The organism is Bifidobacterium sp. MSK.17.10, from assembly GCF_019129655.1.
Classification (GTDB): domain Bacteria; phylum Actinomycetota; class Actinomycetes; order Actinomycetales; family Bifidobacteriaceae; genus Bifidobacterium; species Bifidobacterium adolescentis.
This window is the reverse complement of record NZ_JAHOJD010000003.1, coordinates 266,722-281,004: the sequence shown is the minus strand read 5'-3', so window position 1 is coordinate 281,004 and position 14,283 is coordinate 266,722. Positions and strand designations below refer to the sequence as shown.

The 14,283-nt window shown below is 60.3% G+C and carries 10 protein-coding genes and 2 tRNA genes; 2 read left to right on the top strand and 10 right to left on the bottom strand.

Going from position 1 to position 14,283, the window contains the following annotated elements:
- Positions 1 to 84: 84 nt before the first annotated feature.
- The 4 genes from KSX58_RS03875 to leuC all read right to left on the bottom strand — a co-directional run bounded on the left by KSX58_RS03875 (position 85) and on the right by leuC (position 5,617).
- The gene (locus KSX58_RS03875; RefSeq protein ID WP_217735812.1) at positions 85 to 1,227 is read right to left on the bottom strand and encodes a diguanylate cyclase; all 1,143 of its coding nucleotides are present in this window, start codon (positions 1,225 to 1,227) and stop codon (positions 85 to 87) included.
- A 192-nt stretch (positions 1,228 to 1,419) separates the two neighbouring features.
- Positions 1,420 to 3,033, bottom strand: coding sequence for an ATP-binding protein (locus KSX58_RS03870; protein WP_021913786.1), 1,614 nt, complete (start codon positions 3,031 to 3,033; stop codon positions 1,420 to 1,422).
- Positions 3,034 to 3,434: 401 nt separating this feature from the next.
- The gene (gene leuD / locus KSX58_RS03865) at positions 3,435 to 4,124 is read right to left on the bottom strand and encodes a 3-isopropylmalate dehydratase small subunit (protein ID WP_011742714.1); all 690 of its coding nucleotides are present in this window, start codon (positions 4,122 to 4,124) and stop codon (positions 3,435 to 3,437) included.
- Positions 4,125 to 4,213: 89 nt separating this feature from the next.
- Positions 4,214 to 5,617 carry a 3-isopropylmalate dehydratase large subunit gene (gene leuC, locus KSX58_RS03860; protein WP_217735811.1) on the bottom strand — a complete coding sequence of 468 codons (1,404 nt, stop codon included), beginning with the start codon at positions 5,615 to 5,617 and terminating at the stop codon, positions 4,214 to 4,216.
- A gap of 364 nt (positions 5,618 to 5,981) precedes the next feature.
- On the opposite strand from leuC, the gene KSX58_RS03855 reads away from it, so the two are divergent.
- Positions 5,982 to 6,758, top strand: coding sequence for an IclR family transcriptional regulator (locus KSX58_RS03855; protein ID WP_223895346.1), 777 nt, complete (start codon positions 5,982 to 5,984; stop codon positions 6,756 to 6,758).
- A 134-nt stretch (positions 6,759 to 6,892) separates the two neighbouring features.
- On the opposite strand, the gene KSX58_RS03850 is transcribed toward KSX58_RS03855, so the two are convergent.
- The 4 genes from KSX58_RS03850 to gltX form a co-directional block, all read right to left on the bottom strand.
- On the bottom strand, positions 6,893 to 8,356 hold the full coding sequence (locus KSX58_RS03850; protein WP_217735810.1) for a metallophosphoesterase: 1,464 nt from the start codon (positions 8,354 to 8,356) through the stop codon (positions 6,893 to 6,895).
- Between the two features lie 167 nt (positions 8,357 to 8,523).
- Positions 8,524 to 8,598: transfer RNA gene (locus tag KSX58_RS03845), tRNA-Gln, on the bottom strand.
- Between the two features lie 38 nt (positions 8,599 to 8,636).
- Positions 8,637 to 8,709 (bottom strand) — tRNA-Glu (locus tag KSX58_RS03840).
- A gap of 198 nt (positions 8,710 to 8,907) precedes the next feature.
- On the bottom strand, positions 8,908 to 10,428 hold the full coding sequence (gene gltX / locus KSX58_RS03835) for a glutamate--tRNA ligase (protein ID WP_035010257.1): 1,521 nt from the start codon (positions 10,426 to 10,428) through the stop codon (positions 8,908 to 8,910).
- A 167-nt stretch (positions 10,429 to 10,595) separates the two neighbouring features.
- On the opposite strand from gltX, the gene KSX58_RS03830 reads away from it, so the two are divergent.
- A complete protein-coding gene (locus tag KSX58_RS03830) occupies positions 10,596 to 11,912 on the top strand; it encodes a DUF805 domain-containing protein (protein ID WP_217735809.1) in 1,317 nt (438 codons plus the stop codon).
- 259 nt (positions 11,913 to 12,171) lie between these two features.
- Here the strand turns inward: KSX58_RS03830 and KSX58_RS03825 are convergent, their stop codons facing one another.
- Both KSX58_RS03825 and KSX58_RS03820 read right to left on the bottom strand, forming a co-directional pair.
- Positions 12,172 to 13,233: a hypothetical protein gene (locus KSX58_RS03825; RefSeq protein WP_117762366.1), complete on the bottom strand. Its 1,062-nt coding sequence runs from the start codon at positions 13,231 to 13,233 to the stop codon at positions 12,172 to 12,174.
- An 83-nt stretch (positions 13,234 to 13,316) separates the two neighbouring features.
- A complete protein-coding gene (locus KSX58_RS03820; protein WP_003807570.1) occupies positions 13,317 to 13,976 on the bottom strand; it encodes a histidine phosphatase family protein in 660 nt (219 codons plus the stop codon).
- Between the last annotated feature and the right edge of the window lie 307 nt (positions 13,977 to 14,283).

Here is a 14,283-nt window from a genome sequence, read left to right as displayed (position 1 = left end):
TTCGATTCCCTTTTGGATCAAGCTCAAAAAACACTGCTGCTTAGTTTGCCATAAGGCATGTAGCATGTTCGCGAAAAACGGAATTCAGCGCAGTGTCTCCTTAATTTCGCGCGCGAGATTCGCATCCCACATGGCTCCGGTGGCGCTCATCACGGCGTTCGCGCCAGCCTCACGGTACGCCTTGTAGTCGTCAGGACGGATCACGCCGCCCACGCCCACGATGGCGAAGTCGAAGCCGAGTTTTTCACGGATGGCGGCGAGCCTGCCGACCATGTCGAGACCGGCGCCACGAATGGCGTTGCCGCACACGCCGGAACGGTCACGTCCGACTCCCGGCAGCGCCTGGTTGCCGTTCGCGTCCACCAGGCGCGCGGAAATCGTGTTGATGGTGGAGAAGCCTTGCACGGTGCCATGTCCGACGGTTTCCCTGACCATGGTTTCCAGGTCGGTGTCGTTGGGAATGTAGGCGAGTTTCACGATGAGCGGGCGATCGCCGATTTCGTTTTTCACGGCTTCCGTGATTTCCCCCACCAGATGCGGGTCGTGGCACAGCAGGCGATTGTGACCTTCGTTGGGGCAGCTGGTGTTCATTTCCATCAGTCCGGCTCCGGTTTCCATAACCAGATGCGCGGTGGTGACATGGTCGGCGATGTACGCCTTGCGGTCCATGCCGTCCACGCGGGAACCTTGGAAGCTGGGCACGAGCAGCTGCCCGTCGCCGGCGGCGGCGATCGCCTTCTTCATGTCCGGCTGCCATTCGTCGGGGTCACGCGACGGCACGCCGAAACTGTTGGAGATCGAAATCGGAAGCTCATATCGGGTGTCGGCAAGCACGCCTTCATCCAGTTCGGCGCTGCCGGGAACCAGCGACCCGTCTACGTTCTTCGGATGCACGGCGAGCACGTTCGGGAAGGCGTTGCAACCCCACGCGCGGGAGCGGACCGTCTTGTACACCGCCAAATCGAAACCCATGCGGAAGGCGGCGGTGGTGAACCGCTCGTTCAGCAGCGGACCGGCGGGAATGCCAAACGGCAGGTTCACGCGGAAGCCGAGGAATTCCTCGGCCTGGTCGGACGACTGCGACTGGGTGGTCTGTGCAGACTGCGCGGAGGCGCCGGCAGCGGAATCGCCCTTCATCACTTCGGCGAACGCACCGAACGGCCCCTGCAGATAGTTGTCTTCATACGTGCGATTGACGTCGTAAAACGGCGCGAAACTCTGGCTCATACTGCTCCCCGAAATTGTTCTCGTGTCATGTTTTGGATATGCGATGCGAACACACGAAATGTCATGTCCACTGTAACGCGACACACGTCCCGCCTGCACGCCCCGTCTCACCTTGGAAACCTCCTTGGCTAGGACTTCCCCAGACGAGTTTGGGCTCTCGATCCAGGTCAAGTCCAGAGAACCGGAACGCCGTCATGAGCCGGTATGCTCGGCAAGACGGTACTTGCGTCCGCGTCCGACGCCTATTGGTTCAATAACACCGTCTTTCACCAGTGAGGCCAATATCTCCCGGGTACGGGTGAGGCCAAGCCCCAGCACCACAGCCAGATACGAGGTGGGTTGCGGTCCGCCGACCGTCAACGCATAGGTGATTTTCTCCAACTGGCTTTGCGGCCTGATCGCATTGCCGAAATCGGCAGGTAGGGCCACGTTCTTGCCGAATGTGCCGACCATGTCGTTCAAACGGTCAGCCCCGCGAGCGCCAATCCTATGGACCGTACCAGTGCCATGCTCCGAATTCCGCATTGTCGGCGACTCCGCACCAACAGGGCCCCCGCCATCTGCAGAGACTCCGGGAACAGCAGAAGCTCCGGCGATCATGGAATCTCCGGCGATCTTGCGCGGATACAACGTAAGCTGCACACGCCCCGGATCGTCGAACACTTCCAATTCCGGCGCGGCGGTTCCTGCGAACAGGCAGCCTTCACGCATCACGTCAAAACCACTGCCCGCCTTTTCTCCGATGCCAATCAGATTGAACATTTTCATCAACGTGGGATTCCGCGTATCCGAAATGCCGCCTTGCATCACCTCTTCGGAGGAAAGACGCAGGCTGCCGGGATTCGACAATACGATTCTGTCGTAATACTGGATGATCACCGTGCCCCGGCGAATGAAGTAATCGGCATGAACGAGCGTGTTGGTGACAGCCTCACGAACGGCCTTATCCATCGGATTGTCATCAATCCTATGCAAATCGGCATCAAGCTGGAACGGATGGGCAACAGCCGACCGCAGACGATTGACCACCTTGCCCCAAAAATCGTACAAGTTGCCCGACCACGTGTCATCGTCCGAAGTGAATCGGTCGTTCCACCGCTCCTGGTCGTCCATGACCTCGCGATAGTCCAGGAAATAGTAGGGGAATTCGGACGTGATTCGCCACGCCTCACCGAACATCAGCAATCCGGCTCGTGTGGGACGCACCTGAGAACCATCAAGCCGCAACGCTTCGATGCGAAGCAGGAAATCCTCATCAGACAATCCGACCCATGGATGACCGGGCCGTCTGTTCTTGAACTGCCGCCGATATGATGCGACGCTATCCGCGTTGAGCGCGTCAGCACCCATGCCTTCAACAATCGTTCTGTCCAAGGGAAGCAGGTCACTGTCCCGAAGCATGGCACGAACCGTTTCCTCATCGCACAGATAATCGCCATCGCCATTACGCCGGTATGAGCCCGTCATCGGATTCTGGCCCACGTACACGGGAATACAGTCCCTCGCCGCACGAGGAATGTCGATGGAAATAACATCTCCCTGCGAGGTATGGCGAATCACCACGTCGTTGTCGCTCAGCACAACGGCACTGACCTTCGATGGATCATGCACCATGTTCCAAAAATCCTGCGCCATGTTCCGCGCATCATCTACTCCGGTGATATACAAAGAATGATCTTCATGCTCGGACACGCCCAGCAGAATCAGCCCACCTTCGGTATTGGCGAAGGAGCTGTACGTCTCCCATAAACTGTGGGGCAGGCCGCCCTTGGCACGTTTCGCTTCCAAACGGTTGCCTTCACGCATCCGAGGAACCTCCCGGGACCACCAGGCATCATCGTGCTCGCTACCGTCCATTGGCCATCACCGCCTTACCTACCACGCGTTCTACGCTCGCTTTGCCGCCGCTTTGCCGTCGTATTATGATTTTACCACCGCTTTGCGCGCGCTTTGCCACCGCTTTGTGGAATTTGTTGTTGGCGGAAAGGTGATGGAAGGTAAACAAAAAGCCCGGCTTGGGTGCCGGGCTTGGGAAAAGTTAGATGTGGTTGCGGTCAGCCAATGATGAAATGGGCTACCGTCGCGATCGGCCAACGGCCCTGTCCTGCAATTATGGACTGCACTGCGCGCAGGCTCATTGCTGCCCTCGTTTCGGACTCGGGCAAGGCCCTGTCGGCAGTGCACTGCACTGCCGACCAGCCATCGCGTCAGATGATGCCGCGATCGGCCAACGGCCCTTGCCAATCAGGGTATTCACCCTCTCGGGCAGATTCGATCGGCTGTTCCGGCTCGCGCTTGACCGGCAGGGTCTTCGGCTTGAACGGGAACTTTTCGGCGCGCATCTTCTCGTATGCGATGATGTCGTCTTCGTGCTGCAGCGTCAGGTCGATGTCGTCGTAGCCGTTCATCAGACGCCAGCGGGTGTAGTCGTTCACTTCGAACGGCAACGTCACATCGCCGCAGGTGACGGTACGGTCTTCCAGGCTGACGGTCATTTCGCGGCCCGGCTCCTCGTCCAGCAGCTTCCACAGCAGCTCAATGGATTCCTGCGGCATAATTGCGGCCAGCACGCCGTTCTTGGCGGTGTTGCCGTAGAAAATGTCGGCGAAACGGGAGGAAATCACCACGCGGAAACCGTAATCGTGCAGCGCCCACACGGCGTGCTCACGGGAGGAACCAATGCCGAAATCCGGGCCGGCCACCAGAATCTTGCCCTGCTTGTATTCCGGCTTGTTCAGCACGAATTCCGGGTCGCGGCGCCACGCGTAGAACAGGGCGTCGTCGAAGCCGCTTTTCTTCACGCGCTTCAGGAACACGGCCGGAATGATCTGGTCGGTATCAACGTTGGAACGGCGAAGCGGCACGGCCACGCCGGTAAGGGTAGTCAGTTTTTCCATGTCAACAAATCCTTCGATTGCCTATCGATATTCGATTTCGATATTTCGATTACTTACGATTGCGTTCGCAGCTTCCGCTCGCAGCAGGCTCACAGGTCGGCCGGCGAGCAGATGGTGCCGCGGATGGCGGTCGCGGCGGCAACGGCCGGCGACGCCAGATGCGTGCGCGAACCCTTGCCCTGACGGCCTTCGAAGTTGCGGTTCGACGTGGAGATGGAACGTTCGCGGGCCACCATCTTGTCCGGGTTCATGCCCAGGCACATGGAGCAGCCGGCGTTACGCCATTCGGCGCCGAAGTCCTTGAAAATCTTGTCGAGGCCTTCCTTTTCCGCCTGCAGGCGCACGCGGGAGGATGCCGGCACCACGAGCACGCGGTGGATGTTGTCGGCCTTGTGGTGGCCCTTCATAATGGAGGCGGCCACGCGCAGATCCTCAAGACGGCCGTTGGTGCAGGAGCCGATGAACACGGTGTCCACGGCGATGTCCTTGATGGCCATGCCCGGCTTCAGGCCCATGTAGGCGATGGCACGCTCGGCGGCGGAACGCTCGGTCTCGTCGTTGAAGGAGGCTGGATCCGGCACCACGCCGGAGATCTTCACGCCCTGGCCCGGGTTGGTGCCCCACGTGACGTACGGCTCGAGGTCTTCGGCGTTGATGGTCACTTCCTTGTCGAACACGGCATCGTCATCGGTCTTCAGCGTCTTCCAATATTCGACGGCCTTGTCCCACATCTCACCTTCCGGCGCGTGCGGACGGCCCTTCAGGTATTCGAAAGTCACCTCGTCCGGGGCGATCATGCCTGCGCGGGCGCCGGCTTCGATGGACATGTTGCAGATGGTCATGCGGGCGTCCATCGACAGCTTCTTGATGGCTTCGCCACGGTATTCGATAACGTGGCCCTGGCCGCCGCCGGTGCCGATCTTCGCGATGATGGCCAGAATAATATCCTTGGCGGTGACGCCCTTCGGCAGGTCGCCTTCGATGTTCACGGCCATGGTCTTGAACGGCTTCAGGCTCAGGGTCTGCGTGGCCATGACGTGCTCCACTTCGGAGGTGCCGATGCCGATGGCCATAGCACCGAACGCGCCGTGGGTGGAGGTGTGCGAGTCGCCGCACACGATGGTCATGCCCGGCTGGGTCAGACCCAGCACCGGAGCGAACGCGTGGACCACGCCCTGGTCAGCGTCGCCGAGCGGGCACAGACGCACGCCGAAATCCTTGCAGTTCTTTTCCAGCGTGCTCAGCTGCAGCGCCGAAGTCTCGTCCGGATTCGGACGGTCGATGTCGACGGTCGGCGTGTTGTGGTCTTCCGTGGCAATCAGCTGGTCGACGTGACGCGGCTTGCGTCCTGCCAGACGCAGACCTTCGAACGCCTGCGGGCTGGTCACTTCGTGCATGAGCATCAGGTCGATGTACAGCAGGTCGGGAGCCCCATCGCTACCCTTGCGTACCAAATGATCGGCCCAGACCTTCTCGGACAATGTAGTTCCCATTGTGGGACCTCCTCAGATTTTTCCTCACTAATTTCCTCGCGGCTATTGCCTTGCCGCATTCTTCGTGCTATAAGCCTATGGGCTTGAAACGGGTTCGAGGTCCTTCATGCCGGTATATGAGATATGAACGAGGGACGAGCGCGGCAAACGCGGAAAAGTTACTTCCCGTCTTCTTACGGCATATGCGCAATCGTTGAAATTTCAGCATTTTCCCAGCTTCGCCAGCCGGTGGAAGCAAGGTAAATAATCTGCTTTACCCCAGTCGCGAACCACATACATTTTGCATTTCAATATGTGAGATGGCATAATTCAGCGTATGACTTCTTCTTCGAATACGAGCAACGCCATGCCCAAAACGCAGGCCATGAACGCCACGAACGAGGCAAACGGCAATTACGCAGCCACCCCGCAAAGCAACGAAATTCATTCCGGGGTCGGCGTGCTCGACAAGACAGTCAAGATTCTCGACGCTCTTGAATCCGGTCCGGCCACGCTCGGACAGCTGGTTTCCGCGACCGGTCTGGCTCGTCCGACCGCGCATCGTCTTGCGATCGCGCTGGAACGTCACCGTTTCGTTTTGCGCGACCAGCATGGACGCTTCGTGCTCGGATCGCGTTTCGCGGAACTTGCGGCCGCAGCCGGCGAGGACCGTCTGTTGACCGCCGCCGCGCCGATTCTGCAGACCCTGCTCGACCGTACCGGCGAATCCGCGCAGATCTACCGCCGTCAGGGCGATCAGCGCGTCTGCATCGCAGCCGTCGAGCGCGCGTCCGGCCTGCGAGATTCCATTCCGGTTGGTGCGATGCTGTCCATGGAAGCCGGTTCCGCGGCCCAGATTCTGCTGGCTTGGGAGGATTCCGAACGTCTGCATCAGGGTCTTCGCCACGCCAAGTTCACTGCGGCCAAGCTCACCGCCGTCCGCAAGCGCGGCTGGGCCGAGTCAATCAATGAACGCGATGAGGGCGTGTGTTCGATTTCCGCGCCGATTCGCAACGCGTCCGGCCAGGTGATCGCCGCCATTTCGATTTCCGGCCCGAATGGCCGTATGGGCGCCAACCCCGGCCGCCGTTACGCGCCGCTGGTCATGGCCGCCGGCAAGTATCTGACCGACGCGCTGATCAAGGCGTCTTCCGGCCGCTGACAGGTCCGCGACCAGTCGCATACGTAACGTAAAAAGCTGACGATGGGAAGCCCCGTCGCCAGCTTTTTCTTTTCGTATTCATTTCAAGTTGGAAGGCCAAAAAGCCGTCACCGGGACAGTCACCGGCGGAACAGCTACTTTCGGAACAGTGAGACCAGCTTGTTCCACGTCTTGCTCCACCACGTCGGCCTGTGGAGCAGGTCCATGCCTTCCGAATCGGGCTTCGATTCGCTGGTCATGCCGTAGGCGTAGGCCTTGCCCGCGCTGGGTTTGCCCACCAGCTCGTCGTATTCCAACAGCTGCGTGCGCGGCTCGTACGGGTGGCGGATGTCGAATTCGAACAGTCGAGCGGCACGCTTGGCCGGCACCGGGCCGTATGAGCCAAAACCGCTGGTCGGCGAGGCGACCATCATCATCTGCCGGTCACCGTCGGTTCCGACCGGCACGGAACCGACGAAGGCGTTGCGGTGGTCGTGCCCGGCGGAAATCGCAAAATATCCCGCCTTGTCAAGGATTGCGAATTCGCCGCTGTCGGCATCCGGGCAGCTGACGCCCTCCCCCAGATAGCTTCCGGGTTGCGTTTTGTCTTCGTTGAGCACGAAATGCCGCCCCGCGAAGTTGCGGTATCCTTCAATCGCGCGCGCAGCGGTGGCCGCGACCGGCTTGAGCAGGCGATAATACTGTTCGATCGGGAAATGCTGGAACACCATGCATGGCAGCGTGGACGGCGTCTTGCGCGGTTCGCGCGGCGAGTCCTGTTCATCTTGCCGGTCTTGTTGCAGCTGCTGCGATTGCGCCGCCATCAGCCCCGGCGCATCCGCCAGGAAGCGCAGCGCGGCTTCCGACGGGCTTCCGTAGCCGCCGGAACGCGCGTAATCGCCCGAATCCAGCAGGACCAAGCCCAACACGTCATACGTGCGATCGACGTCCGTCACCGACAACGCGAATGTGCCGGGCGCGCACGCGATCACGGGCTGTTCCGGCAATCCGAAGTCCTGTTCCATATCGCCAACATCATGTTTCACACCATGTTTCACGGCGATGCCCGTCGTGCCGTCGGCAGCGCGTTCCGGATTGATACACCCTGGGAATTCGCGGCAGATGCTTTCGATTTCGTCATTGTCGAGCCCGCACTGGAAGTCATGGTTGCCGAACGTCACAGCCCACGGCACGCCGCGGTCGGCAAGCGGGTGGACCAGTTGTTCGATGGTGGCTCGCACCAATTCGCGGGTGTGTTCCAATGCGGCCGCATAGCGTTCCCCGGACGCTTCGGACGATGCGGATGCCGGACGCGCGTCCCAGCGACGCTTGCGGGAGGTCAGCGCGTATGCGGAATCATATCCGGCGATCTGGTTGCCGTTGAAAATAACAAGATCGGGGCGTGTGGCGTCAAGCGAGGCCTCGATGAGGCTGATGGTGTCTTTGCTGACTTTCGGCCCGTCTTGGATGTCGGCGAATTGCAATACGCGGAATTTGCCGGACTGGTGGAATTGCAGGCGGCCAAGCCGTGCGGATACGGAAAGCGGTCGACGGTCCCCCTCTTCCGCTGGTTGGATGCGCGGGCGCGTGGCTTTGGCGGCATGCTGCAATTCGGTCATACTTCTAGGGTAATGCAACATTGGGCGATTACATGTGCGATTCACGCAGGGCGTCAGCAGATTGCGCTGCCACATCGCATCCGGCAAAATCCATCAACCCACCGCCCAAAGCGACGTGAACAGACAGGTGCGAAAAACAAAAAACCCTCGCATCTGCGAGGGCTCATTGGCTGGGATGCCTGGACTCGAACCAAGAATGGCTGAACCAGAATCAGCTGTGTTGCCAATTACACCACATCCCAATTTGGCAGGCGTGGCAACTTCGAAAAGTTGTCCGTCGTACCCCCGACCGGATTTGAACCGGTGTTGGCGCCGTGAGAGGGCGTAGTCCTAGACCGCTAGACGACGGGGGCTTGAGTTATCGCTGTGATTCTCAGCTAGGCTGTGAACCGCAACGAGTGATAAATATACGCGAAACAGCACAGTCGCGCAACTTACGGCGTGTCGCGCTATTTTCCGCCATTCCGCACCAGCCTTCCGCATAAACGAAAACCCGCCGAATCACTCCGGCGGGTTTCCATCATTCAGCTAACAGTCAGCAGCTCAACGGCTCACAGGTGCTCGCGCAGGCCCTTGAGTCGAGCCATGGCAACGTCCTTGCCGACGATTTCCATGGATTCGAACAGCGGCGGGGACACGCGGCGGCCGCTCATGGCCACGCGCACCGGGCCGAAAGCCAGACGCGGCTTGTAGCCGCCGTCTTCGACCAGCGCCTTGTTCAGCGTCTCGTGCAGGAAGTCGGTCTTCCAATCACCCTCAGCAACGGCGTCCAGCGCCGCGATCGCAGCGTCGAGCACGGCCGGAGCGGAATCCTTCAGCTGCTTCTTGGCGTCGGCGTCCGGCTCGATGTAGCCTTCGGTGGACAGCAGGGAGCCGACCATGCCGGCCACTTCGCCCAGCAGGCGCACGCGCGGCTGCACGAGCGGAGCAGCGGCGGTGAGGACCTCGCGCTCACGGTCGGTCAGCGCGTCCCAGGAATCGGCGGAGACCACGCCGTCACGCTTGAGGTACGGCACGGAACGGTTCAGGAAGTCCTGCGGTTCGAGCATGCGGATGTGCTCGGCGTTGATGGAGATGGCCTTGTCGATGTCGAAGCGGGCCGGGTTGGCCTTGACGTCACGCACGTCGAACTTCTCGATCATCTCGTCCATGGAGAACACGTCGCGGTCGGGGGCGATGGACCAGCCCAGCAGCGCCAGGTAGTTCAGCAGGCCCTCACGGATGAAGCCGTTGTCACGGTGCAGGAACAGGTTGGATTCCGGATCGCGCTTGGACAGCTTCTTGTTGCCCTGGCCCATGACGTACGGCATGTGGCCGAACAGCGGCATTTCCTTGGCCACGCCCAGCTCGATCAGGTAACGGTACAGCACGATCTGACGCGGGGTGGAGCTCAGCAGATCCTCGCCGCGCAGCACCACGTTGATGCGCATCATGGCGTCGTCGACCGGGTTGGTCAGCGTGTACAGCGGGTCGCCGTTCGGACGCACGATCACGTAATCCGGCACGGAACCGGCCTTGAATTCGATGCGACCGCGGATAAGGTCGTCGAAAGCGACGTCCTCGTCGGGCATGCGGATACGCAGGGCCGGCTTGCGGCCTTCCGCGCGGAACGCGGCCTTCTGCTCTTCGGTGAGGTTGCGATCGTAGCCGTCATAGCCGAAAGCCTTCGGACGGCCGGCGGCCACGTTGCGGGCCTCGATCTCCTCAGGAGTGGAGAAGGATTCGTAGGCGTAGCCGGCTTCGAGCAGCTTGGCTGCGACGTCCTTATAGATGTCGCCACGCTCGGACTGGCGGTACGGGCCGTCCGGGCCACCCACGTTGATGCCTTCATCCCAGTCGATGCCCAGCCAATTCAGGGCCTCGATGATCTGGTTGTAGCTTTCCTCGGAGTCGCGCTGGGCGTCCGTATCCTCGATACGGAACACGAACGTGCCCTTGGTGTGGCGGGCCTCAGCCCAGTTGAACAGTGCGGTGCGGACCATGCCGACGTGCGGAATGCCGGTCGGGGACGGGCAGAAACGCACACGAACGTTTTCAGGAAGTTCCGGTTTGGTATTTTCAACTTCAGTCATAGGCTCCATTGTGCCGCGCAAACCGGACGTGCCACGACCCAATCGCCGTTTTTCTTCCGCAGCGTTCCATACTGCAATATTTTTCCCTATCTTCACATCGGCAAAGGAGTAATGTATGAAGCGACTTTCTTTATTCTTTAGTCACCGTTTTGTGAAAGGGCACTCTAATGACGGACCCCAACCAATACAATCCGCAGGTGCCGCAGCCGGCAGCGCAGTACGGCCAGACTCCTGCCCCCGACTACGGGCAGCCGGCACCGCAGTACGGCACGCCGGATTACGGGCAGGCGCAGGCGCCCCAGTACGCCGCCCCGAACTACAACCAGGCACCTCAGTATGGTCAGGCTCCGCAGTACGGCCAAGCACCGCAACCGCAATACAACCAGGCTCCGCAGTACGCTCAGGCCCCTCAATATGGACAGGCCCCTCAGTACGGCCAGGCTCCAGCCGCGAATTACGGGCAGCCGGCACCGCAACCGCAGTCGGGCAATAGCTTCTTCGCATTGACCGCGCCGCTTGACATGCCCGCATATGGCTGCAACCTGGGCGAGGCGATCGTCCGTTTCTTCAAGAAGTACGCGGTGTTCAAGGGCCGCGCCTCGCGTAGCGAGTTCTGGTGGTGGTTCCTCACCTATACCGTCGTCACTTTCGTGTTGAGACTCGTGTTCCGCACGTTGAGGGACCTCACCGATTCCGGCGTGATCGCCACCGTCGGAGACTCGTTCTCCTCCATTTGGGGACTCGTCGTGCTTGTGCCGACCATCGCGCTTGGCGTACGTCGTCTGCATGACATCAACATGCGTGGCACCGTGCTGGCCATCATCTACGCGGTACAGGCGGCCGCCGGAATCTTCTTCGCCATCGGTCTGATCCTCATCATCGGCAGCAGTCTTTCGTTCAGGTCGTTGGAGGCAGGCAACAGCGTCAGCATCGGCGGCGTTGTCCTGCTGATCCTCGGCGTGCTGGCCTTCATTGCCAGCGGTGTGTTCTACTTTGTGCTGATGGCCCGCGATTCCAATCCGGAAGGCACGCGTTTCGACGCTCCTACGGCTTCCAACGCATGGGCTCCCGCCACGGGCGAGGCTCCGGCAGACCCGTATGCGGCGCAGGCCACCTCGTACGGCAACGTCCCGCTGCCGACCAATCCGGCGGCTGCGGCACCGGCCGCGCCGTACACGGCACCAGCGACTCCGGCCGATTCGTACACAGCTCCGGCACCGCAGTATGACGCCGCGCAGCAGCACGCCGCGCCGCAATACGCCGCACCTCAGCAGAATCCGCTGGCGGAGGCTTCGTCCGTACCATCTATGCCTCCGATGCCGGCTGTTCCGACCATGCCTCCGACACCGTCCATTCCGCCGATGCCGGAAGTGCCGGCCCAGTTCCAGCATCCGCACGAGCAGCCGAATACCGACGCTCCGGCGGATTCGGACGCTTCGGCAGTACCGAATGATTCGGCGAACGGCACCGATCAGCAGCTCTGATTTCGCTCTGATCCCCGCCTTATCGCCACACAAAACGTGGCACACCATAACGAATAACGAATAATCCCGGTATCCTGTGCAATCGCAGGATACCGGGATTATTCGTTTCAGATCATTCGTTACGGGTAGTGACGTCGTTGCGGATGTAACGCGTGGGATAGGCGACGGCCACGCGCAATTCGAGCGCAAGCACAAGCGCACGCAACGCAAGTACACGCAAAGCCTTCACCGTCAGACGTCACACGACCGCCCACAACACTTATTCCTCGGTCGGCTCCGAACCGGCCTCTTCCGACGAGTCCGAATCCTCAGACAAATTCGAGTCTGCAGACGAATCCAAATCCGCGTCGGAAGCCGCGTTATCGCCATCGCTCGTCAAATTGTATTTCTTTGCGAGCGCTTCCCTGCTTTTGCGCTCGTCCTCGTCTTTGGCGTCCTGTTCGGCCTGCTTCGGGTCCCACTCCAGGAACCTCATATGCCGCAGCCATTCCTGCCCCGCGAAGAAAGCGAGGTACTTGACGGTGGTGGAGAACGTCAGCGGGTTGAACGAGCTGTCGAACACCGACTGGGGCCGTCCGAACTGGCGGGCGGTGTCACGCAGACCAAACAGGTTGATGAGCTGTTCGGCGTTGATGAAAGTGGGCGGAATCGACAGCTGGTTGCGCATGGAGTTGACGAACAGCAGCACCGGCAGCACGCGGATGGCCTGCTCCTGCGAATCGTCGGTGCCATAGCACATGAGGTTTATCAGCGCGTCGAGAACCGTCATCGAGGCGAGGTAGCGTCTTGCGAATTCGTTGCGGTCCACCGTGGCCGACTGGCAGATGCCGACGTTTTCCGCCACGTCATCGTCGACTTCGAATCCGGAGGCGCTGCGCATAGTGCGTGAGAGGTTCTCCATGAGGTCTTGGATTTCCTTTTCGATTCGGGTCTCCACGTCGATGCCGAGTATTCTGGCGGTTTCCATGAACAGTTCGATGCCGTCGACCCCGTGGTAGGAGGCCATCACGTCATAGGCGCGGTTGGCATCCATCAGCGTGCGGATGATTTCCGGATCGACGCCGGGAAGCACATCCATGCCTTCGTATACGGCTTCCGCAACCGACTGGTCGACTTCTTCGGAGCGTTTCAGCAGCACCTGCGTCATCATGCCGGAGAACATCACCTGCAGGTTCTCCGCATATTTGACATCGTTTTCCAGTTCCTGGTTCGTTTGCAACGGCCACATCTTGACCAGATCGACACCGTAGTCAACTGCCATGGAGACCACGTGCGAGCCGTACATCGAGTCGACGACCTTCTGGTCGTATACAAAAGACATACTTTCTCCTTGTATATCGTGCGGCCGGCCCGAACCGCAGTCATCCCCGACCGCGATTGAGCCACCGCATGTTTTGGTTCACATTATTCGACGTCCGCCGCCGGATCGGCGTACGTAATGGACATTATTTTCCCGGTATTGCAATCGTAAGTGATGGAGGTGATAGAAGCGAGCGCGGTGTGGCGCAACAGCATGTTGTGTTCGGGGTGCCCCGTTTCCAGCATGTGCCGGTAGCTCCAAATCGGCGATTCGTGGCTGACCACCACGATCTGTTTGCCGGGATATTCCGCCACTTTCTCCAGGGCGAAGTCCTGCATGCGATGCGCGATCGACTGGTAGCTTTCGCCCCAGCTCGGCTTCCACAGGTTGCGTACCAGCTTCCAGTTGCCGTTCTTCCACAGCGCGCCTTCGCCGAAGCCGATACGCTTGCCGCGAAATTCGTTGCGCGCTTCGATGAGGCGTTCGTCCGTCTGCAGCTCCAGCGGTTCCTCGCCGCGCAATCCACGTACCGAATTCAGCGATTCGAGGATCTCCCCCGCCGTTTCGCGCGTGCGTTCCAGCGGCGACGAGTAGACGGCGGATACGGTGTTCAGCTGCGGGCTGACCGCGATGTAATGCGCGGTGGCCTGCGCCATGCGCACGCCCACGTCGGACAGGTGGAAACCGGGCAGCCGCTCGTACAGCAGGTGCCCGGGGTTCTCCACTTTGCCGTGGCGCACGAAATGGATGGTTGTCGCCGGCATATTGGCCGCCTTTCTTGCGTTTCGGACCTGCCGGCCACGTGCTGGCTCAGCACGTTTCGCCGGTCGCCGGCCCTGTGAAAAAATTCGTCGATTCGAATATTGGTTCCTGCCCTAATGTACCGCGTGTCACGACGGTACCTGCGCATAAAGTTGCCTTGGTCAACAAAGACACACAAACAACACGCACCATCCCACCTTTCTCCCCGTGTGCGGCATGTCAAACATGTCAATCGATTGACGTGTTCGGACGACTGGGGCAGCGAGCTGGTATCGGAAGCGGTTAACCAATAATTCAGGGGAACCACCA

Bases quoted from the DNA above. Each gene is read 5' to 3' on its own strand.
- KSX58_RS03875 (WP_217735812.1), bottom strand. From the start codon at position 1,227: ATGAGCCAGAGTTTCGCGCCGTTTTACGACGTCAATCGCACGTATGAA.
- KSX58_RS03870 (WP_021913786.1), bottom strand. From the start codon at position 3,033: ATGCGTGAAGGCAACCGTTTGGAAGCGAAACGTGCCAAGGGCGGCCTG.
- leuD (WP_011742714.1), bottom strand. From the start codon at position 4,124: ATGGAAAAACTGACTACCCTTACCGGCGTGGCCGTGCCGCTTCGCCGT.
- leuC (WP_217735811.1), bottom strand. From the start codon at position 5,617: ATGGGAACTACATTGTCCGAGAAGGTCTGGGCCGATCATTTGGTACGC.
- KSX58_RS03855 (WP_223895346.1), top strand. From the start codon at position 5,982: ATGAACGCCACGAACGAGGCAAACGGCAATTACGCAGCCACCCCGCAA.
- KSX58_RS03850 (WP_217735810.1), bottom strand. From the start codon at position 8,356: ATGACCGAATTGCAGCATGCCGCCAAAGCCACGCGCCCGCGCATCCAA.
- gltX (WP_035010257.1), bottom strand. From the start codon at position 10,428: ATGACTGAAGTTGAAAATACCAAACCGGAACTTCCTGAAAACGTTCGT.
- KSX58_RS03830 (WP_217735809.1), top strand. From the start codon at position 10,596: ATGACGGACCCCAACCAATACAATCCGCAGGTGCCGCAGCCGGCAGCG.
- KSX58_RS03825 (WP_117762366.1), bottom strand. From the start codon at position 13,233: ATGTCTTTTGTATACGACCAGAAGGTCGTCGACTCGATGTACGGCTCG.
- KSX58_RS03820 (WP_003807570.1), bottom strand. From the start codon at position 13,976: ATGCCGGCGACAACCATCCATTTCGTGCGCCACGGCAAAGTGGAGAAC.